Origin of the sequence: Nocardiopsis sp. N85 (genome assembly GCF_028882275.1) — a bacterium.
In the GTDB taxonomy this organism is placed as follows: domain Bacteria; phylum Actinomycetota; class Actinomycetes; order Streptosporangiales; family Streptosporangiaceae; genus Nocardiopsis; species Nocardiopsis lambiniae.
Genome location: NZ_JARBUT010000007.1, coordinates 251,763 through 271,089, shown reverse-complemented (window position 1 = coordinate 271,089; position 19,327 = coordinate 251,763). Strand labels below are relative to the sequence as shown.

At 73.5% G+C, this 19,327-nt stretch carries 13 protein-coding genes; 5 read left to right on the top strand and 8 right to left on the bottom strand.

What is annotated here, in order from left to right; translation table 11 throughout:
* The first annotated feature begins 110 nt into the window (after positions 1-110).
* Positions 111-734, top strand: coding sequence for a TetR/AcrR family transcriptional regulator (locus PWG71_RS12785; RefSeq protein WP_274809904.1), 624 nt, complete (start codon positions 111-113; stop codon positions 732-734).
* Between the two features lie 42 nt (positions 735-776).
* Here the strand turns inward: PWG71_RS12785 and PWG71_RS12780 are convergent, their stop codons facing one another.
* The 3 genes from PWG71_RS12780 to speB all read right to left on the bottom strand — a co-directional run bounded on the left by PWG71_RS12780 (position 777) and on the right by speB (position 4,902).
* A complete protein-coding gene (locus tag PWG71_RS12780) occupies positions 777-2,216 on the bottom strand; it encodes an aminobutyraldehyde dehydrogenase (protein ID WP_274809903.1) in 1,440 nt (479 codons plus the stop codon).
* Positions 2,217-2,266: 50 nt separating this feature from the next.
* Positions 2,267-3,742 carry a purine-cytosine permease family protein gene (locus PWG71_RS12775; RefSeq protein WP_274809902.1) on the bottom strand — a complete coding sequence of 492 codons (1,476 nt, stop codon included), beginning with the start codon at positions 3,740-3,742 and terminating at the stop codon, positions 2,267-2,269.
* A 206-nt stretch (positions 3,743-3,948) separates the two neighbouring features.
* Positions 3,949-4,902 carry an agmatinase gene (gene speB / locus PWG71_RS12770; protein WP_274809901.1) on the bottom strand — a complete coding sequence of 318 codons (954 nt, stop codon included), beginning with the start codon at positions 4,900-4,902 and terminating at the stop codon, positions 3,949-3,951.
* Positions 4,903-5,134: 232 nt separating this feature from the next.
* Between speB and PWG71_RS12765 the strand changes: the two genes are divergently transcribed.
* Positions 5,135-6,649: a PucR family transcriptional regulator gene (locus PWG71_RS12765; protein ID WP_274809900.1), complete on the top strand. Its 1,515-nt coding sequence runs from the start codon at positions 5,135-5,137 to the stop codon at positions 6,647-6,649.
* Positions 6,650-7,061: 412 nt separating this feature from the next.
* Positions 7,062-8,381, top strand: a complete 1,320-nt coding sequence (locus PWG71_RS12760) for a GAF domain-containing protein (RefSeq protein WP_274809899.1) — start codon at positions 7,062-7,064, stop codon at positions 8,379-8,381.
* Positions 8,382-8,650: 269 nt separating this feature from the next.
* Here the strand turns inward: PWG71_RS12760 and PWG71_RS12755 are convergent, their stop codons facing one another.
* On the bottom strand, positions 8,651-9,169 hold the full coding sequence (locus PWG71_RS12755) for a hypothetical protein (protein WP_274809898.1): 519 nt from the start codon (positions 9,167-9,169) through the stop codon (positions 8,651-8,653).
* Between the two features lie 550 nt (positions 9,170-9,719).
* Between PWG71_RS12755 and PWG71_RS12750 the strand changes: the two genes are divergently transcribed.
* On the top strand, positions 9,720-10,952 hold the full coding sequence (locus PWG71_RS12750; RefSeq protein WP_274809943.1) for an aminotransferase-like domain-containing protein: 1,233 nt from the start codon (positions 9,720-9,722) through the stop codon (positions 10,950-10,952).
* A gap of 48 nt (positions 10,953-11,000) precedes the next feature.
* Complete coding sequence (locus PWG71_RS12745) at positions 11,001-11,951, top strand: D-alanine--D-alanine ligase family protein (protein ID WP_446725018.1); 951 nt, start codon at positions 11,001-11,003, stop codon at positions 11,949-11,951.
* Between the two features lie 174 nt (positions 11,952-12,125).
* Here PWG71_RS12745 and PWG71_RS12740 read toward each other — a convergent pair whose 3' ends face one another.
* From PWG71_RS12740 to PWG71_RS12725, 4 genes are all read right to left on the bottom strand, one after another.
* The gene (locus PWG71_RS12740; protein ID WP_274809896.1) at positions 12,126-13,064 is read right to left on the bottom strand and encodes an FAD binding domain-containing protein; all 939 of its coding nucleotides are present in this window, start codon (positions 13,062-13,064) and stop codon (positions 12,126-12,128) included.
* Positions 13,061-15,661, bottom strand: a complete 2,601-nt coding sequence (locus tag PWG71_RS12735) for a molybdopterin-dependent oxidoreductase (RefSeq protein WP_274809895.1) — start codon at positions 15,659-15,661, stop codon at positions 13,061-13,063. The genes PWG71_RS12740 and PWG71_RS12735 overlap by 4 nt, the downstream gene beginning before the upstream one ends.
* 174 nt (positions 15,662-15,835) lie before the next feature.
* Positions 15,836-17,638: a serine/threonine protein kinase gene (locus tag PWG71_RS12730; protein WP_274809894.1), complete on the bottom strand. Its 1,803-nt coding sequence runs from the start codon at positions 17,636-17,638 to the stop codon at positions 15,836-15,838.
* Between the two features lie 171 nt (positions 17,639-17,809).
* On the bottom strand, positions 17,810-19,246 hold the full coding sequence (locus tag PWG71_RS12725; protein WP_274809893.1) for an NCS2 family permease: 1,437 nt from the start codon (positions 19,244-19,246) through the stop codon (positions 17,810-17,812).
* Positions 19,247-19,327: the final 81 nt, after the last annotated feature.

The window sequence follows — 19,327 nt, the reverse complement described above, 5'->3', positions numbered from 1 at the left end:
CCGGTAGTCACAGGTCATGCGGCCGCCACGGAATCCGAAGGCGTCCTCGCCGAAAACCGGGTGACGACAGGCCCTGGTGAAAACGCGGCAAACCAATAAAGTTCTGAAACGTGAAGACCAAACAGCGCAGACTGCCCCGTCGGATCCGTGAACAGCTGATGATCGATGCCGCCGTCACGGCCTTCTCCCGAAGCGATTACCACACGGTGCGCGTCGAGCAGATCGCCGAGGCCGCGGGCACGTCCAAGCCGACGATGTACCACTATCTGGGCTCCAAGGAAGGGATTTTCAACGCCTGTGTGCGCCGCGAATCCGAGCGGCTCATCCTCGCCCTGCGCACCGCCGCCCACGACCCCTCGATCCCGGCCGGGGACGACCCCCTGCGCCGCGGAATCCGTGCCTTCTTCGGATTCGTGGTCGACAACCGGGAGAGCTGGACCGTCCTGTACCGTCGCGCCGCCGCCCAGGGCGGCCCCTTCGCCGCCGAGGTGACCCGGGCGCGCGACCGCGTCCTGGCCGAGGTCACCGCCCTCATCACCACCTGCGGCGGCCTGCCCGGGGCCGCCGACTCCCGCGACGCCGAACTCCTGGCGCGGATCGCGGTCAGCACCGCCGACGCCTTCGCCGACTGGCTGCTGGACCACCCCGAGGAGAGCCCCGACACCATGGCCGACCACGTCACCGCTCTGACGTGGGCGCATCTGGAGGCCCGCACCGTCACGGCCGGAGGCTGAGGCGGGGCGCGTCCGTGCGCCGGAGCGCCCCGCCGCTCCGGCTCAACCGATCGCGCTCATCATGTGCTTGACCCGGGTGTACTCCTCCAGGCTGTAGGACGACAGGTCCTTGCCGTAACCCGAGTGCTTGAAGCCGCCGTGCGGCATCTCCGACACCAGCGCCCCGTGGGTGTTGATCCACACCGCGCCGAAGTCCAGCTCCGCGCCCACCCGCAGCGCCCGGGCGTGATCGGTGGTCCACACCGACGACGCCAGCCCCTGTTCCACGCCGTTGGCCAGCGCGACCGCCTCCTCCTCGGTGGCGAACCGCTGCACGGTGATGACGGGGCCGAAGATCTCCTCGCGCACGATCTCGTCATCGGGGCGCAGCCCCGTGACCACGGTCGGGGCCAGGAAGAACCCGCGATCGCCCACCCGGTGCCCGCCGGTCGCCACCGTCGCGTGCGCGGGCAGCCGCTCGATCAGCCCCAGGACGCGGGCGAACTGGTCGGCGTTGTTGAGCGGACCGAAGTCGCTCGTCTCCCCGCTGGGCAGCCCGGTGACCCGCTCCTTCGCCCGAGCGACCAGCTCGGCCACGAACGCGTCGTGCAGATCCTCGTGCACCAGCACCCGGGAGGCGGCGGTGCAGTCCTGCCCGGCGTTGAGCAGCCCGGCGGCCAGCACGCCCTCGGCGGTGTCGGCCGGGTCGGCGTCGCCGAAGACCAGGGCCGGCGCGTTGCCGCCGAGTTCCAGGTGCAGGACCTTGAGGTCCTCCGACGCCGCCTGGGCCACCTGCACGCCCGCCCGGGTGGAACCGGTCACCGAGACCAGCCGCACCGCCGGGTGGGAGGCCACCAGTCGGCCGGTGTCGCGGTCTCCGACCACCGTGTTGAGCACGCCGGCGGGCAGGACGCCGGCGGCCAGCTCGGCGAGCATCACCGTGGTGGTGGGCGTGGTCTCGGCGGGCTTGAGCACCACCGTGTTCCCTGCGGCCAGCGCCGGACCGATCTTCCAGACCGCCATCATCAGCGGGTAGTTCCACGGGGTGATGCCCGCGCACACCCCCAGCGGTTCACGACGGATCCAGGAGGTGTGGCCCTCCAGGTACTCGGCCGCGGCCCGGCCCTCCAGGTGGCGGGCGGCCCCGGCGAAGAACCTCAGGGTGTCCACGCAGAAGGGGATCTCCTCGTTCAGGACGTCCGCGCGAGGCTTGCCGGTCTCGCGGCACTCGGCGTCGGCGAACTCCTCCGCGCGGGCGGCCAGGGCGTCGGCCAGGGCGAGCAGGGCGTCCTGGCGGCGGGACGGGGTGGCACGCCGCCAGGCGGCGAAGGCCCGCAGAGAGGAGTCCATGGCCGCCTCCACCTCGGCGGCCCCGAAGACCCCGGACCGGCCGTGGACCTCGCCGGTGACCGGGTCGACGAGCTCCAGGACGGGGCCCTCCGGGGCGGGCAGCGGCTCGCCGTCGACGAGACCGGGCAGGGTGGCGAACTCGTGGATGCGCATGTGTCCTCGTGTCGATGGGGTGATGGAACGGGTGGGGCCGTGGGCGGTCGTCATCGGGCCGGGACGCTCGGACGCGGCTCCGGTTCGGGCTCGGACCCGGTGTCCGGCGCGGCCGGGACCAGTCGAGGCCCGGCGGGCCCGAACACCGACCGCGGCTCGGGGAAGAGCACCAGCGCCGCCGGGTAGACGACGGCGGCGGTAATCAGCGCCACCGGCAGGCTCAGGTCGATGCCGCCGGCCAGGTTCCCCAGCGGCCCCACCAGCATCGGTGTGTTGGCGAAGACCAGACCCATCGCGGCGGCGGCCAGCCAGGCGGCCATGGCGCGCCAGTTCACGCCCCGGGTGAACCAGTAGGCGCCGCCCTTGCGGCCCTCGTTGAACACCTGGAGGTCCTCGACCCGGTAGAACCCCCGCCGGAACAGGTAGCCCAGCATCAGGATGACCATCCACGGCGACGTGAGCAGCACGATGAGGATCACGAAGGCGTTGATCGTCTCGACGATGTCGAACAGGAACGTGCCGACGAAGATCAGCACCAGAGCCAGGCAGCCCACCACCACGGTGCCCTGCACCCGGTTCAGCCGCGGCACCAGGGAGGAGAAGTCCAGGCCGGTGCCGTACAGCGCGGTGGTGCCGGTGGAGAGACCGCCGACGAGGGCCACCAGCAGCAGCGGAAGGGCGTACCAGAGCGGGGAGACCACGGCCAGGCCCGTCACGTAGTCGCCGGGGTCGGCGACCAGGGTGGCGGTGGCCAGCCCGAAGAAGAACGGGAGCAGGGTCGCGACCTGCGCCAGGAACGGCGCGGCCAGCATCGACCGGGTGGAGTGGGAGGCGGGGATGTACCGCGACCAGTCGCCCAGGAACCCGCCGAACGACACCGGGTTGGCCATGATGGTCAGCACCGCCAGCACCCAGGTGGGCCAGAACCCGCCCAGGAGGTACTCGCCGCTGCCCGCGTACGACGGGTCGAAGGACCCGCCGTAGGCGACCACGCCCAGCAGCATCAGGGCGCTGCCGGCCACCACCGCGACCTTGTTGATCAGCAGCATGAACCGGTAGCCGTACACGCAGACCGCGAACACCGCCACCGCGATGACCCCGTAGGCCGCGGCGCGCAGTCCGTCACCGCCCTCGTACCCGAGGCGGGCGGCGGCGCCGACGATGGCGTCGCCGCTCACCCACACCGAGATGGAGAAGAACGCCACGGCGGTCAGCAGCGACAGCAGCGACCCCAGGGCGCGGCCGACCACGCCGAAGTGGGCGCCGGAGGAGACGGCGTTGTTGGTGCGGGTGCGCGGCCCGAACAGGGCCATGGGCGACAGGATGAGCGCGCCGACGATCACACCGACCACCGTCGCGGCCGCCGAGGCGGCGAACCCGAGCCCGTAGGCGATGGGCAGGGTGCCGAGAATGATGGTCGCGAAGGTGTTGGCGCCGCCGAACGTGAGCCGGAAGAGGTCGAAGGGCCGGGACGTCTGGGCCCGGACGGGGATCGGCGCGACCCCGTAGGTCTCGATCTCCGTCACCTTCTGTGGTGCTTCGATCTCTATCGGTGATGGGTCGTGGTGTGCGGACACGGCGTGCTCCTGAGGAGGGGGATGTCCCCGCGGGGCGTCGCGGGTGATGGGGATGAGAGGGGGCCCGACCCCGAAGGGGAGGGGTGCGGCGGCCGCGCGGCGCCGTTGACGCGCGACCGCCGGACCGGGGCCCGGACGGGCCGGGCCCCGGGGACTCAGGCCGTGCGGCCGTGGTTCAGCGCCAGCACGCCGACCAGGTCGTAGGCGACGTGGGAGGCGGCGGTGGAGGTGATCTGCGCGTGGTCGTAGGCCGGGGCGACCTCCACCACGTCGGCGCCCACCAGGTTGCAGGAGGACAGGCCTCGCAGGATCTCCAGCAGTTCGCGGCTGGTCAGCCCGCCCGCCTCGGGGGTGCCGGTGCCGGGCGCGTGCGCCGGGTCCAGCACGTCGATGTCCACCGACACGTACAGCGGCCGGTCGCCGATCCGCTGACGCAGGGCGTCGGCGATCTCGTCCACGCCCTTGCGCATGACGTCGGCGGAGGTGACGATCCCGAACCCGAACCGGCGGTCGTCCTCCAGGTCCTTCTTGCCGTACAGCGGGCCGCGGGTGCCCACGTGGCTGATCGCCTCGGTGTCGAGGATGCCCTCCTCCACCGCGCGCCGGAACGGGGTGCCGTGGGTGTAGGGCTCGCCGAAGTAGGTGTCCCAGGTGTCCAGGTGGGCGTCGAAGTGCAGCATCGCGATCGGACCGTGCCGCCGGTACAGCGAACGCAGCAGCGGCAGCGCGATGGTGTGGTCGCCGCCCAGGGTGACCAGGCGGGTCCCCGCCCGCACGAACTGCGAGGCGGCCTCGTCGATGGTCTCCACCGCGTCGCCGATGGAGAAGGGGTTGACCGCGATGTCACCGCCGTCGACCACCTGGGCGACGGCGAACGGGGACACGTCCAGCCCCGGGTGGTAGGGGCGCAGCAGCCGGCTGGCCTCGCGGATCGCCGAAGGGCCGAACCGGGCGCCGGGCCGGTAGGAGACACCGGAGTCGAAGGGGACGCCGACCACGGCGATGTCGGCCCGCTCGACCTGGTCGATGCGGGGCAGCCGCGCGAACGTCGCCGGTCCGGCGAAACGCGGTACGAGGCTGGAGTCGGTGGGTCCGATCGGTGCGCTCATCGGTCGGTGGTGTCCCTCTCGTGGTCGGCGCGCGCGGCGCGGCGGATGTCGGTGCGCACCGCGACGTCATCGGCGCAGGTCACACGCGTTTCGGTCAGGCTAGGCGGGAACAGGGTCACGCTCCAGTGGACGAATCGCACAGTTGAGTGTGTTCTTCTGGTCGGAACATCCCGAACGGTCGCGCACACGTCGACCGTGGTGACACGGGGGGAACACGGGCGGGGGAGCGCGGATGGAACGGGGCGAGGAACCCGGTGAGGTCGAGGGCATCGCGCTGGGAGTCGTGCTGGCCCGACGCGATCTGGACCTGCGCCCGGTCGTGGCGGCCGGGGACCCGAGGGTGACCTGGGCGGTGTCCAGCGAACTGGCCGATCCCACCCCCTATCTGCGCGGCGGGGAACTGCTGCTGACCGCCGGCAGTGACCTGCCGGCCGATGCCGCCGGGGTGCGCGCCTACGTCTCCGCCCTGGTGGAGACCGGGGTGGCCGCCCTCGGGTTCGGTGTGACCCCGGTCCACGACCTCGTTCCGGCCCACCTGGTGGAGCAGTGCCACCGACAGGGGCTGCCCCTGATCGAGGTGCCCCGGCCCACGCCCTTCGCCGCGGTCGGCCGGGCCGTCGCCGAGGCCTTGGAGGAGGTCCGTCTGCGGGACCTGCGCCGCCTGGGCGAGGCCCACCGCGACATGGCCCGCGCGATCTCCGCCCCCGACCCCGGCGATCGGATCCTGCGGGTGCTGGCCTCGGCCCTGCGCGCCTGGGCCCTGGTGCTCGCCCCGGGGGGCGGGGGAGCGGTGCGCGCCACCCCCGACGCCCCGACCGATCCGGGTCCGGAGACCGCCGAACTCCTCGACCGCCTCACCGCGCCGGCCGGACCCCGGAGCGCCAAGTCCCGCCTGGGCGACGCGGAGGTGTTCTGGCACACCGTGGGCACCCCGCCCCGCGAGCACGGGGTGCTCCTGGTGGGCCGACCCGAACCGTTGGGCGTCACCGATCGCGCCGTCCTGCGCACCGCCACCGCCCTGCTGGACCTGATCGCCCGCACCACGCCGAGGCCGCCTCCGGTCCCGGGCGCGCTCGTCGCCGCGCTCCTGCTCGACGACGATCCGGGCGCGGGGGCCGCACCGCTGCTGGCCGACCTGGTCGGCGCCCCGGACGCGATCCGCTACCGGGTCCTGCGGGCCGTCCCCGACGGACGGACCCGTCCCACCCCGCCCGCCCGGCTCCCCCTGCCCACGCCGGTCGTGGGGGCCCTCCCCGACGGCACGGTCCGCGCCGTACTCGCCGACAGGGGCGCCGCCGCGCACCGAGCCGACCTGGACGCCCTGGTCCCGCACGGATGGATCGCCGTGATCGGCGACCCCGTGCCGACCGGAGCGCTGGCCGGGGCGGACCGCCGGGCGGGCGCCCTGATGGCCCGCGCCCGCACGGTGGGCGCTCCGATCCTGTGGGAGGAGGACGCGGACCCCTTCGCGTCCCTGGTGGACGCGGCCGGCACCGACGCGTTCGCCCGTCGGGTCCTGGGGCCGCTGGCGGAGGACGACGACACCGCCCGGACGCTGCGCCGCACCCTGCGGGCCTGGCTGACCCGACACGGCGGCTGGGACCGGGCCGCCGCCGATCTGGGCGTGCACCGCAACAGCGTCCGCTACCGGATCGGCCGGATCGAACGCGAACTGGGGGTGGACCTGGCCGATCCCGAACAGCGGATGCGGCTGTGGTTCGCGCTCACCCGTCTGTCCGGGGGATGAACCGCGGTTTCCGTGCCGAACGGGGTACCGCGGGCCCGTCGAGGGCCGCCGCGTCCCGGAACCGGGTCCGTGGTGCACGTGCGTCCGTCCGGTGCCGACGCCCGACCCGAACGGGCATCGGCCTCCACCGGACCGCGGTGACCTGTGGTGATGGAATCGTCGGTGGGAACACCCCTTCGGCCGTTCCTGTCCGTTATCGGCCAATGGTGCGCCATCCCTTGCGCGGTGGCTGTTCTCGACCTTCGCGATGGTGGAGGCTGGAGGGCCACCCCGCGGCACCCCTCATCGAAAACGGAGGTGGAAGGCGCCATCGACTTCCGAAACGCGCCTCTGTCGCGGTTCGCTCACCGACGCCGAATCCGAAGCAGGACACTGGATGGACGCCACCGTGAACACGAGGTCAGGGAGCCTTATGTCGTTTCCCCCGTTGGACACGGCCCTGCCCGCAGGGGTCGATGCCCGCGAACACGCGCTCCTGCTGCGCCGGGTACACCAGGCCTCCCTGAGCGGGGATCCGAGTCCGGCCCGGCCCCGTCCGGTCATCGAGGACTCGTGGAGCCGGATGCGCCGTTTCGGCATCGACCCCGACGCCGGGCCGCCCCCGCGCATGGTCTCCCTTGAGGAACTCCACCGGCGCAGGGAGGACTCCCCCATCTCCGAGGTCCTGCCGCTCATCCGCCGATCACTGGTGTCGGTGGCCGACGAGGCCGACCACATCATGCTGGTCACCGACGCCTCGGGACAGATCCTGTGGCGGGACGGCGCGCACCGGATCCGCGCCATGGGCGACCGGGTCGGTCTCATCGAGGGCGCCTACTGGAACGAGGGCAGCACCGGCACCAACGCCATCGGCACCGCACTGGTGGTGGGGCGGCCGGTGCAGGTCTACTCGGCCGAGCACTTCGTGCGCAACCTGCACGCCCTGACCTGTGCCTGCGCCCCCATCCACGATCCGCGCGACGGCCGCCTGCTCGGCGCCATCGACGTCACCGGACCGGTCAGCACCGTCCACCCCTCCACGCTGGCCCTGGTCAGCGCCGTCGCCCAACTGGCCGAGGCGCACCTCCAGAGCATCCACCACACCCACCTGGAGCGGTTGCGCTCGGTCGCCGCGCCCCTGTTGGCGGGGATGAGGGAACGGGCCCTGGTCGTCGACGACACCGGGTGGACCGCGGCCGTCGTCAACATGGAACCGGTCCGCCGGGTCCTGTTGCCCAAGCACCACGAGACCGGGACCGCCTGGCTGCCGGCCCTGGGGGAGTGCTCCCTGGAACCGCTGCCGGGCGGCTGGCTCATCCGTCCCCGGCCCGCGGAGTGCGCCTCCCCCTCCACCGTCACCCTCGATCTGTCGGGCCCCGCTCCGGCGGTGACCGTGGCCGGCAGCAGTGGCCGTTGGGCGCACCGGCCCACCCCGCGTCACGCCGAACTGTTGCTGCTGCTGGCCGTCCACCGGTCCGGGCGCACCGCCGCCCAGCTCTCCCACGACGTGTTCGGCGCGGTCGGGCACGTGGTGACGGTGCGCGCCGAACTGTCGCGGCTGCGCCGTCACCTGGGCGGTATCGTGGAGAGCCGCCCCTATCGCTTCAGCGAGGACGTGGTGGTGCGGGTCGTGCTGCCCGACCATCCGGAGGACCTGTTGCCGGGCTCGGTCGCCCCCGGGGTGCGCGCCCTGCGCTCCCGGGTCGGTTCCGGCGAGCGGGCGATTCCGCTGGGTGCGGAGTCCGCAACCTAGTGCAACCGTTGCGGTCCGGCGGTCGGACGCGTTCCATGGGGTGTGCGCGGCCCCTACCGGGGACGATCATCGGGCGAGAGAGGGCACGACGGTCGTCGAACCGGGAGCGGTACCGGCGTTCGTCGCCTTCACGGACCTTGAGGGGGGTCCCGGAGGCGACGGGCGCGTCCACAGGCCGGAGGTGGGCCCGGGACCTCGGGGGAGTCCCCGGGCCGTCCGCGCGTCGGCGGCGTCCCGGCTCGGTCTCTCCGGGGCGCCGCCCTCCCCGTTCAGCCGCCGACGCGGGCCGTGTCCGACCGCCGCTGCGTCGCGTCGTCGGCGACGGTCGGCGCGCACTGGAGACAGTCCATGCGGAAGACCTCCTCGCCGTCGACGGTGCCCACGAACGTCCCGGGCAGTCCGTCATCGCCCACGGGCCGGGCGGCCAGCGCCTCACGCGACAGCTCCCCCTCGAAACGGACCTCCGCGCCCTGCTCGGTGGCCCCGGCGCAGTGGACGGTGGTGCCGTCCGCCCGGTCGGCGTCGTCGCCCGCCTCCCGGGAGGGCGAGGCGTCGACGGGCGGTGTGACGGAGCACTCCAGGGCACCCTCGATCGGGTGGCCCTCCCGGGCGAAGGCGCGCTCGGCTCCCGGGCGCAGCACGGTGATCGACAGGGCCTCGGCGGTCTTCTGCAACTCCACCACGGCGGGGTCGACCTCCGCCGCGGGCGCGCACGAGGCCAGGGCCCAGGCCGTCCCCAGCAGCAGGACCGCCAGCGGTGCGCCGGTCACGGTCGAGCGGACTCCCATGTCTTCCCCCCGGATCATCGGCCGCGCCCGCGGGGCGCGGTGTTCCCGCCCCCACCGTCCCCGAGGCGGGCGCTCCGACCCGGATCCGACACGGTCACCGGGGGTGAAGAATCGTTCATGATCCGGTCATCGGTGTGCGCGTCGCACCGGCGGAACGGGTACCCCTCGGGTGATGATCCGGACAAGTCCGCCGAAAGGGGAGAACGTGACTAAAAGCGTGAATCCCCATGTGGTCAGGGGGCCGGACCACGCCCTGCGTTACACTCGGTGCATTTACCGGACCGTGTTCGCGCACGGCCCGTCCGGCCCGAGCGTCACATCGGGATAGCCCCGGCCCGGCCGTCACCGGCGACCCGTGTGAACCACAGGTCCGTCGCGGGCGTCGTAACCAGGACCAACGATGATCCCGGAACGACGTCGCGGCGAACCGCCCGACCGTCCTTCCCAACGGAGGTGGATCGTGTCCACTGACCCCCGAGAGCAGCAGCCCGACCGACAGGGCTCGCGCATCGACCCGCACGTCGGCCGCTACGCACGCCGAGCACAGGGCATGGTCGCATCGGAGGTCCGGGCACTCTTCGCCGTCGCGTCCCGCCCCGAGGTCGTCTCCCTGGCCGGTGGCATGCCCAACGTCGCCGCGCTGCCCCTCGACCAGATCGGCGAACTCGTCAAGGACGTCGTCTCCGAGGAGGGCGCGGCGGCCCTACAGTACGGTTCCGCCCAGGGCGACCCGATCCTGCGCGAGCAGCTGTGCGAGTACATGAGGCTGGAGGGCATCAGCGCCTCCGCCGACGACGTCATCGTCACCGTCGGCTCCCAGCAGGCACTGGACCTCATCACCCGGGTCTTCGTCGACCCTGACGACGTCGTCCTCACCGAGGCGCCCACCTACGTCACCGCCATCAACACCTTCGCCGCCTTCCAGGCCGACATCCGGCACGTGGGCATGGACGAGCAGGGCGTGATCCCCGAGGAACTGGAGGAGGCCCTGGTCCGCGCCGAGCTGGACGGGCGCCCGGTCAAGTTCTTCTACACGATCCCCAACTTCCAGAACCCGGCCGGCATCACCATGAGCACCGAGCGCCGGACCGCGGTCGTGGAGGCCTGCCGGCGCCACGACGTCCTCATCGTCGAGGACAACCCCTACGGGCTGCTGCGCTACGACGGCGAACCCCGGCCCACCCTGTACTCCCAGGGCGAGGGCAACGTCGTCTATCTCGGCTCGCTGTCCAAGACCCTGTCCCCGGGCCTGCGCATCGGCTGGGCCCTGGCCCCGGCGGCGGTGCGCGCCAAACTCGTCCTGGCCGCCGAGTCGGCCATGCTCAGCCACTCCACCTTCAACCAGCTGGTGGTGCGCCGCTACTTCAACATGTTCCCCTGGCGCGAGCAGATCAAGGTCTTCAACGACATGTACAGCGAGCGTCGCGACGCCATGCTCGCCGCCCTGAGCACGATGATGCCCGACGGCTGCACCTGGACGCGCCCCGAGGGCGGCTTCTTCGTCTGGGTCACCCTGCCCGAGGGCATCGACGCCAAGGCCATGCTGCCCCGCGCCGTCAGCGAACGCGTCGCCTACGTGCCCGGCACCGGTTTCTACGCCGACGGCCGCGGTCGCCAGAGCATGCGGCTCAGCTTCTGCTACCCCACCCCCGACCAGATCCGCGAGGGGGTCCGTCGCCTGGTCGGAGCGATCGAGGGCGAAGTGGACCTGCGTGATACGTTCGGCACCACCCTGGTCCCACCCACCGAGGGCGACCAGGCACCCGCCCCCGACCTGCCCTGATCCCGAGGGGCATCGAGCACCATGACAGCACAGAAGGAGGTCCGCGCCGTGGCCGACCTTGACCGCGTTCTCGTTCTCGCCGGGGGCCTGTCCCCCGAACACGAGGTGAGCGTCCACTCCGGGCGCAGCGTCGCCGAGGCGCTGCGCCGCCTGGACGTGGAGGTCCAGGTCGCCGACGTCGACTCCACCCTGCTGGACCGCCTCGCCGCGGACCCGCCCCAGGTGGTCTTCCCCGTGCTGCACGGGTCTGCCGGCGAGGACGGCACCATCCGCGAGGTCCTGGAGCTGATCGGGGCCCCCTACGTGGGCGCCCGCCCCGCCGCCTGCCGGCTGGCCTACTCCAAGCCCGCGGCCAAGGCGCTCATGGCCGCCCACGGGGTGCGGGTGCCGCGCGGCGCGGTCCTGCCCAAGTCCGCGTTCCACGACCTGGGCGCACCGGCGCTGCTGACCCGCCTGGCCGACCGGCTGGGGTCGCCGCTGTTCGTCAAGCCCGACCGGGGCGGTTCGGCGTTCGGCGCCACCCCCGTCACCGGGGTCCAGGACCTGTCCGCCGCCCTGGTGTCGTGCTTCGCCTACAGCGACTCCGCCCTTGTGGAGGAACAGGTGCAGGGCACCGAGCTGGCGGTGGGCGTGCTCGACGCCGGGAACGGCCCCATCGCCCTGCCGCCGGTGGAGATCGTGCCCGACGGCGGCGTCTACGACTACGCGGCCCGCTACACCGCCGGGCGCACGGAGTTCTTCTGCCCGGCCCGGGTGACGGACGAGGTCGTCGAGGCGGCCCGCGAGGTGGCGCTCACCGCGCACCGCACCCTGGGGCTGCGGGACCTGTCCCGCACCGACCTCATCGTCACCGACGACGGCGAGGTCATCTTCCTGGAGACCAACGTGGCCCCCGGGCTGACCGAGACCTCCACCTTCCCGATGGCCGCGGCCGCCGCCGGACTGGACTTCGCGGTCCTGTGCCGTGAGCTGGCCCACCAGGCACTGCTGCGCGGCTGACCCGCGCGCGAAGGGGCCCGTCACCGGACGGGCCCCTTCGGTGTCTCCCGGCCCCATCGAAGGGCCGGTCGGCCACCACGCCACGGCGGCCCACCGGCCCGGTCGGACCCGTGTCACCGGCCCGACGCCCCGATGACATCACGTCCCCGCGGGGGCGGGCAAGGGGTGTTCGGATCAGGGCGACAGGGCCCGGCCGATCACGTCCGTGAGGGTGGCCCGCACCAACTCCACCTTGTAACGGCTGCCCGGCAGCGGAGAACAGCGCGCGACCACCTCGGCGAGCGCGGCGTCCACCTCCGGGCCGGGGGGCGCGCCCGGTACCGCGCCCACCAGCGCGGTCTCCACCTCCGGTAGCCGTAGCGGGACGCGGGCCACCGCGCCCACGGCCACCGCGGCCCGCTCCACCGTCCCGTCCGGGTTCGGTGACAGCCGGACCACCGCCTCCACCAGCGGCCACTCCGCCCGGGACCGGCCGGCGGCCCGTCGGTGCGCGACCCGATCGCCCGGTATCCCGGCCGGCAGCGTCACCGCCACCAGGATCTCGTCGGGCGAGAGCCGGTGGTCCCGCACGGGGTCGACGGCGTCGTACAGGTCCGCGATGGGCAGCGTGCGCGCTCCGGACGGACCGACGACCTCCACCCGGGCGTCGTGCGCCAGGAGCGCCACCGCCAGGGACGACGGATGCGGGGCCGCGCAGACACCGGAGTCGAACACCACCCCGTGCAGGTGATCGCCCTCCCGGGACGGGCACCCCATGCCGCCGGAGCGGGCGCACGAGAACACCGGACTGCGCAGATAGGCACAGCGGGTGCGCTGGAGCAGATTGCCGCCCACCGTCGCCGTCCCACGGATCTGCGGGGTGCCCAGCGCCCCGGCGGTCAGGGCCAGGGCCGGGTGGGAGTCCAGGCCGGCCAGCGCGGCGACCGTGGTCATCGCGCCGATCCGCACCGTTCCGTCGGCGTTAGGGCCGATCCCGCGCAGGTCGGCGACGCCGGTCAGGTCCACCACCGCGCCGGGAGCGGCCTGCTCGACGCCCCCGGCGCGGGGGCGGGCCCCCTCGGCCAGCGCGGCCAGGGCCCCGCCCAGCGAATCGGGTCGGACGATGGTGCTCATCGGATCCCCTCGATCAGTCGGTCCGGGCGCAACGGCAGGTCCCGGGGACGCCACCCGGTGGCGTCGAAGACGGCGTTGCCCACAGCGGCGGCCACGCCCACGACGGACACCTCGCCCAGTCCGACGCCGCCGCCGGGGACGTGCTCGAACCCCTCCCGGTGGAAGTACACCTCGGTCTCGGGCACGTCGCCCAACCCCGGGATGCGGTAGTCCTCCAGGTCGTCGGTGAGCACCGCGCCGGTGTTCGGGTCGTGGCGGCGCTCCTCGAACAGGGCCTGGCCCACGCCCTGCACCACGGCGCCCTCGCACTGGTTGCGGGCCTGGCGCTCGGAGTAGATCCGCCCGGCGGCGATCCCCGCCCAGCAGCGGGTGGCGCGCACCCGCCCCAGCAGGGTGTCCACCTCCACCTCCATCACGTGCACGGCGCCGCTCATGCCCCGGCCGATGGCCAGGTCGTCGGCCATCGCGGGGATCAGCGGCCCCCAGCGGTCGCGGACGCGCCCGCCCACCACGCTCAGCCCCTCGGCGGCGGCCAGCGCCTCCTTGAGGACGTGTTCGTCGATCGGCCCCCGCTCCGGGACCCGCGGGTCACGGTCGCGCAGCGCCGAGCGCAGCCGGTCGGCGGCGTCGGCGGCGGCCGGGCCCATCGACGCGGTGGTGCGGCTTCCGTAGGAACCGGTGCCGTGGACCGAGGAGGAACGCCCGATCTCCACACGCACCCCGCCGCCGGGCAGTCCCAGCCGGTCGGTGATGGTGTCGGCGAGCACGGCGCGGATACCGGTGCCCAGGTCCTGGGTGGCCGCGCGGGCCACCAGCGCGCCGTTCTCCACCACCAGCTCGACCCGGGCCCTGGGCCCGTACAGGTACAACCAGTTGGCGGCGGCCACGCCCACCCCGCGTCGGAACCGGCCGGTGCGCGGCCCCCGGGGGCGGTCGCGCCACAGGTCGGTGCGGGCGGCCCGTTCGTACAGCGCGCGGCGTTTGACGTTGCCGTCCCAGCGCAGCCGCAGGGAGAGCGGGTCCTCGCCCAGTCGGCGGGCCATCTCGTCCACCGCCTGTTCCAGCGCCCAGGCCATCGGCGGTCCGCCGGGGCCGCGCATGGGCAGGCCGGGCGGGCGGTGGGTGACCACGTCGAAGTCGCGCACCCGGCGGGGCGCCCGCCCGTACATGAGGAAGGCCAGGGTGGCGGTGCTGGACCCCACCGAGACGCCGCCGTCGCCGTGGGAGTCGACGCTCATCGCGGCCAGGTCCCCGTCCCGGTCGGCCAGGAGCGCCACCCGGGTGCGGGTTCCGGGCCGGTTCCCGGCGTCGGTGAGCTCCTCGGCCCGGGTGAAGGAGACCCGGACCGGGGCCCCGGCCACGCGGGACAGTTCGACGGCGGCCCGGATGTCGGAGGAGATCCCGTTCTTGGCCCCGAAGCCGCCGCCGACGTGTTCGGTGACCACGTGCACCCGGTCCCGGTCCAGGTCCCAGCGGGAGGCGACCTGGTCGGCCAGCTTGCTCACCGACTGGGTGGAGACGAACAGGCGCAGACCGTCCTCGTGCCAGTGGGCGACGCACACGTGCGGTTCCAGGGGACTGTGCAGATGGGTCGCGGTGGTGTACTCCTCGGCCACCAGCAGCGGGTCGCCGGCGGCCGAGGCGGAGCGCAGGCGCGCCACGGCGGTGGGGCCGCGCCAGCTCAGGACCCCCGGGCCGCGCACGTTGCCGGTCCACGGGAGCGGGGGGGTGGGGGCCTCGCCGTAGGCGGGGGCGGCGGCGCGGTCGGCCTTGGTGGGGTGGACCAGGGGCGCGTCGGGGGAGCGGGCGGCGTCGAACCCCACGACGGCGGGCAGCGGGTCGTAGTCGACGGCCACGGTGGCGGCCGCGGTCCGGGCGGCCTCGGGGGTGGGCGCGGCGACGGCGGCGATGGGCTGGCCGACGTAGCGCACGGTGCGGTCCGGGGGCAGGAGTTCGACGAGGGGGGTCCGCCCGTCGGCGGCGCGGACGGAGCGGACCCGGGCGTGGGGGAGGGTCGAGCGGACGATGACGCCCTCCCATGAGCCGGGCGGGGCGAGGTCGGCGCTGTAGCGCGCGCGTCCGGTGACCTTGTCCAGCGCGTCGAGACGGGGCGGGGCCTCCTCGGGTTCGGTGTCGAACTCCCCGGCGCAGGCGGCGGCGACGGCGGCGGCGATGCCCTCGTAGGCGCCGCAGCGGCACAGGTGTCCGGCCAGGGCGTCGGCGATGGTCTCCCGGTCGGGCCGGGTGTCACCGTGTTCGGCCCGCCAGGTGTCGACGAACACGGAGGCCTCGACGACGAACCCGGGGGTGCAGAAACCGCATTGGAGGCCGTCGTGGGCGGCGAAGGCGCGCTGGACGGGGTGGTCGCCGCCCAGCCCCTCCACGGTGGTGACGGTGCGTCCGGCCAGTCGGTCGGCGGGCAGCAGGCAGGAGACGGTGGGGGAGCCGTCGACGAGGACCGTGCAGGCTCCGCACACACCGGTGCCGCAGGCGATCTTGGTCCCGGTCAGGCCGAGGCCGTCGCGCAGGTGTGCGGCGGCCGTGGCGGTGGTCGAGTCGGGGACGGGGGTCGGGTGACCGTTGACGTGAGCGTCCATGTCCTCTTCCCGGAGACAATGTTGTCAGTGACAACGTAGGGGTGACGCCCCGGGGTGTCAACGGGATTCCCGGCAGGGATCCACTGAGGATCCACGTGGTCAAGGTGACGGTTCCCGACGTGACGGAAGGACTCGGACCACCATGCGCGCGGCCACGCCGCCCGTCCTGGGGCCTCACTCTCCACCGGTGCCGTCGGTCCCGGTACCGCCGCCGCCCTCGCCGGTGGTGTCGGTCCCCTCTCCGCCGCCTTCGCCGGTGCCGCCGCCCTCGCCGCCGCCCTCGCCCTCACCGGGGTCCGGGTCCCAGCAGGCCTCGGGGTCGGTCTCACAGTCGGGCGGGTCGACGGGCACGCAGTCCGGGTGGTGCGGGTCGGTGTGACAGTCGACCTCCTCACCGCCGCCGCCGCCGGTGTGCTCGGTCCCCTCGTCGGGGGGCGTCCAGGTGCCGGTCCCGTCGTCGGTGTCGACGGGCTCCTCCTCACCGCCGCCTTCGTCGCCCTCCTCGCCGGTGGCCGGGTCCTCCACGACGTCCTCGGACGAGGGGGTGGAGCCGACCGGTTCCACGGGCGGGGGAGCGTACTGGCCGGAGACCCAGAACAGGACGCCGCCCAGGGCGGCGAGCACCACCAGGGCCCCCGCGGTCACCCAACCGGCTTTGGAGCGTCGTCGACGCGAGCGACCGCCCCGCGCCACCGATCGGCCTCCGTGGGGAGGGGCGCCGTCGGGCGGGATGGTGCCGCCGGTCCGGTCGTGCGCCCCGCCCGGGGCGATGTAGGGGGTGACCCGGGTGGCCGGGAACGCCCCGTCGGGGCCGGATCCGGGGACGCGCGAGGTGGGCGCGCCGAGCCAGGGTCCGTCGGTGCCGTCACCGGCGGGGGCGCCGGTGCCCCCGCCGGCGGCCCTCGCCCCGGTGCCCTCGGCGCCGCCCGCCTCGGAGGCGGCCCCGGCGTGGGGGTCCACGGTGGTCAGGGCGCCGGTGCCGGGGCCGGTGTCGGGCGGACCGGAGTCCTCGCGGCGCGGGTCGGGCACGTACGGTGCGAGGCCCGCGACGGCCCCGGCGGCCCCGGCGGTGCCGGGTGCGGGGAGGCCGGGCACGGGGACGGCGTTGATCCTGGCGGTGTCGGTGACCACGGCGGTGGAGGTCTGTTCGAGCAGGAGGGTGGGGGCCTGGGGCGCGGGGCCGCGGCCCAGGAGCGCGCCCAGGACGTCCATGCCGGTGGGCCGGCGATCGGGCTCCTTGTCCAGGCAGCGTTCCAGGAGGGGGCGCAGGCGTTCGGGGACGTCGGTGAGGTCGGGCGGTTCGGTGAGGACGCGGTCGATGATGCCCATGGTCGTCTCGCCGGGGAAGGCGCGCCGTCCGGTGGCGGCGTAGACCATGACGGCGGCCCAGGAGAACACGTCGCTGGCGGGCCCGAGGGTCTTGCCCCGGATCTGTTCGGGGGACATGTAGGCGGGGGTGCCGGCGACGCTGGTGGTCTGGCGGGTGGCGTCGACGATGCGGGCGATGCCGAAGTCGATGACGCGGGGCCCGTCGGGCCCGAGGATGACGTTGCCGGGTTTGAGGTCGCGGTGGACGACCCCGGCCTCGTGGACGGCGGCCAGCGCGGTGATCGTGGCGATGGCGAGGCGGTCCAGGTCGGGTCCGGTGCGGGGACCGTCGTCCTGGACGGCGGAGCGCAGGGTGGGGCCGGGGACGTACTCGCTGGCGATGTAGGGCGGCTCGGCGTCCATGTCCGCGTCGATGATCGCGGCGGTGCAGAAGGGCGCGACGCGGCGGGCGGCGGCGAGTTCCTGGGCGAAGCGGTCCCGCTGGCGGGTGTCGCCGTCCCAGGCGTGGCTCAGGACCTTGACGGCGGTGGGTGTCCCGTCGGGGGTGTGGGCGAGGTAGACCGTGCCCTGACCACCGCTGTCGATGCGGGAGACGACGGTATGGGGACCGATCTGTGCCGGGTCTGTGGGGAGGAGCGGTGTGGTCATGGGTGCGCCCTGTCCGTGGGGAGCCGCCCGCTGCGGCCTCCATCGCTCACTGTGACGTGGTCGGCGGGGTGTGGGGACCTGACCTGAAGGTAATAATCTGCTTACTTTTTTCGGACGGGGAGGCCGGTCCGCCGTTTTTCGGGCGAACCGGCCTCGTTGTTCGGTGCGGGGTCAGAGCCCGAACGCGTGCATGGAGAAGTCGAAGAGGAAGACGGCGGTGAGGACCCACATGAGCGGACCGACGTCGCGGGTGCGTCCTTGGGCGGTGCGCAGGACGGTGTGGGCGATGATGCCGACGCCGATGCCGCCGGCGATGTCGTAGGCGAAGGGCATCATCGCGATGGTGAGGAAGGCCGGGACGGCCACTCCCATGTCGGTCCAGTCGATGTCGCGGACGTGGGTCATCATCAGGACCCCGACGAGGACCATGGCGACGGAGGCGGCCTCGGCGGGGACGATGGAGAAGACGGGCGCGAAGACGATGGCGGTGAGGAAGAGCCCGCCGGTGACGACGCTGGACAGGCCGGTGCGGGCGCCCTCGCCCACGCCGGCGGTGGATTCGACGAAGACGAGCGTCGCGGAGGAACTGGTGAGCCCACCGACGACGGCGCCGGTCCCGTCGGTGACGAGGATCTGGTTGACGCGGGGCATGCCGCCGTCGACGTCGGTCAGGCCGGCCTTGGCGCCGATGGCGAGGATGGTGCCGACGGCGTCGAAGAACCCGGCGAGGACGAGGGTGAAGAGGATGACGCCGGCGGTGGTGGGACCGGCGGTGGTCCAGGCGCCGAAGAGGTCGACCTGGAAGAGGAGCCCGAAGTCGGGGACGGCGATGGGGCTGTCGGGGAGTTCGGGCGCGCCGCCGCCCCATTGCGCGGTGTCGAGGCCGAAGGCGTGGTGGACGATGACGGCCAGGGCGGTGGCGCCGACGATGCCGTAGAAGATGGCGCCGGGGATGCCGCGGACGAGGAGGACGCCGGCGAGGGTCAGGCCGATGACGAAGATGAGGATGGGCCAGCCCAGGAGGTGGCCGCCGTCGCCGGCACCGCCGAGCTGGAGGAGGCTTCCTCCTTCGCCCTTGCTGACGAATCCGGCGTTGGTGAGGCCGATGAGGGCGACGAAGAGGCCGATGCCGACGCCGATGGCGATCTTGAGGTCGCGGGGCAGGGCGTTCATGACGGCGGTGCGGACGCCGGTGACGACCATGGCGATGATGATGACGCCCTGCCAGACGACGAGGCCCATGGCTTCGGGCCAGGTCATGACGGGGGCGGCCTGGTAGGCGACGACCGCCATGACCCCGAGGGCGGCGGCGCAGGCGATGGGCGCGCGTCCGACGATGCCCATCATGATGGTGACGAGCCCCGCGGAGAGGGCGGTCATGGTGGTGAGCTGGGCGGGGTCGAGGTGGTCGCCGTTGACGTCGGTGGCGCCGCCGAGGATGACGGGGTTGAGGACGATGATGTAGGCCATCGCCATGAAGGTGGTGAGTCCGCCGCGGAGTTCGCGGGCGGGGGTGGAGCCGCGTCCGGTGATGGAGAAGTAGCGGTCGAGCCAGGATCGACCTTGGGGGGCGGTGTGCGGGCGCTGGGCGCTGTCGCGTGTGGTCATGTCCCCTCCTGGAGGGAAACGGGGCGGCCTTGGGTCGCCTTTTGTGTTTGAACGATCACTCTGTGTGGTCGTCGGTGGCCG

Excerpts from the sequence above, each read along its gene's own strand:
- PWG71_RS12760 (WP_274809899.1), top strand. The coding sequence starts at position 7,062 with ATGTCGTTTCCCCCGTTGGACACGGCCCTGCCCGCAGGGGTCGATGCC.
- PWG71_RS12755 (WP_274809898.1), bottom strand. The coding sequence starts at position 9,169 with ATGGGAGTCCGCTCGACCGTGACCGGCGCACCGCTGGCGGTCCTGCTG.
- PWG71_RS12750 (WP_274809943.1), top strand. The coding sequence starts at position 9,720 with ATGGTCGCATCGGAGGTCCGGGCACTCTTCGCCGTCGCGTCCCGCCCC.
- PWG71_RS12730 (WP_274809894.1), bottom strand. The coding sequence starts at position 17,638 with ATGACCACACCGCTCCTCCCCACAGACCCGGCACAGATCGGTCCCCAT.
- PWG71_RS12740 (WP_274809896.1), bottom strand. The coding sequence starts at position 13,064 with ATGAGCACCATCGTCCGACCCGATTCGCTGGGCGGGGCCCTGGCCGCG.
- PWG71_RS12725 (WP_274809893.1), bottom strand. The coding sequence starts at position 19,246 with ATGACCACACGCGACAGCGCCCAGCGCCCGCACACCGCCCCCCAAGGT.
- PWG71_RS12765 (WP_274809900.1), top strand. The coding sequence starts at position 5,135 with ATGGAACGGGGCGAGGAACCCGGTGAGGTCGAGGGCATCGCGCTGGGA.
- PWG71_RS12735 (WP_274809895.1), bottom strand. The coding sequence starts at position 15,661 with ATGGACGCTCACGTCAACGGTCACCCGACCCCCGTCCCCGACTCGACC.
- speB (WP_274809901.1), bottom strand. The coding sequence starts at position 4,902 with ATGAGCGCACCGATCGGACCCACCGACTCCAGCCTCGTACCGCGTTTC.
- PWG71_RS12780 (WP_274809903.1), bottom strand. The coding sequence starts at position 2,216 with ATGCGCATCCACGAGTTCGCCACCCTGCCCGGTCTCGTCGACGGCGAG.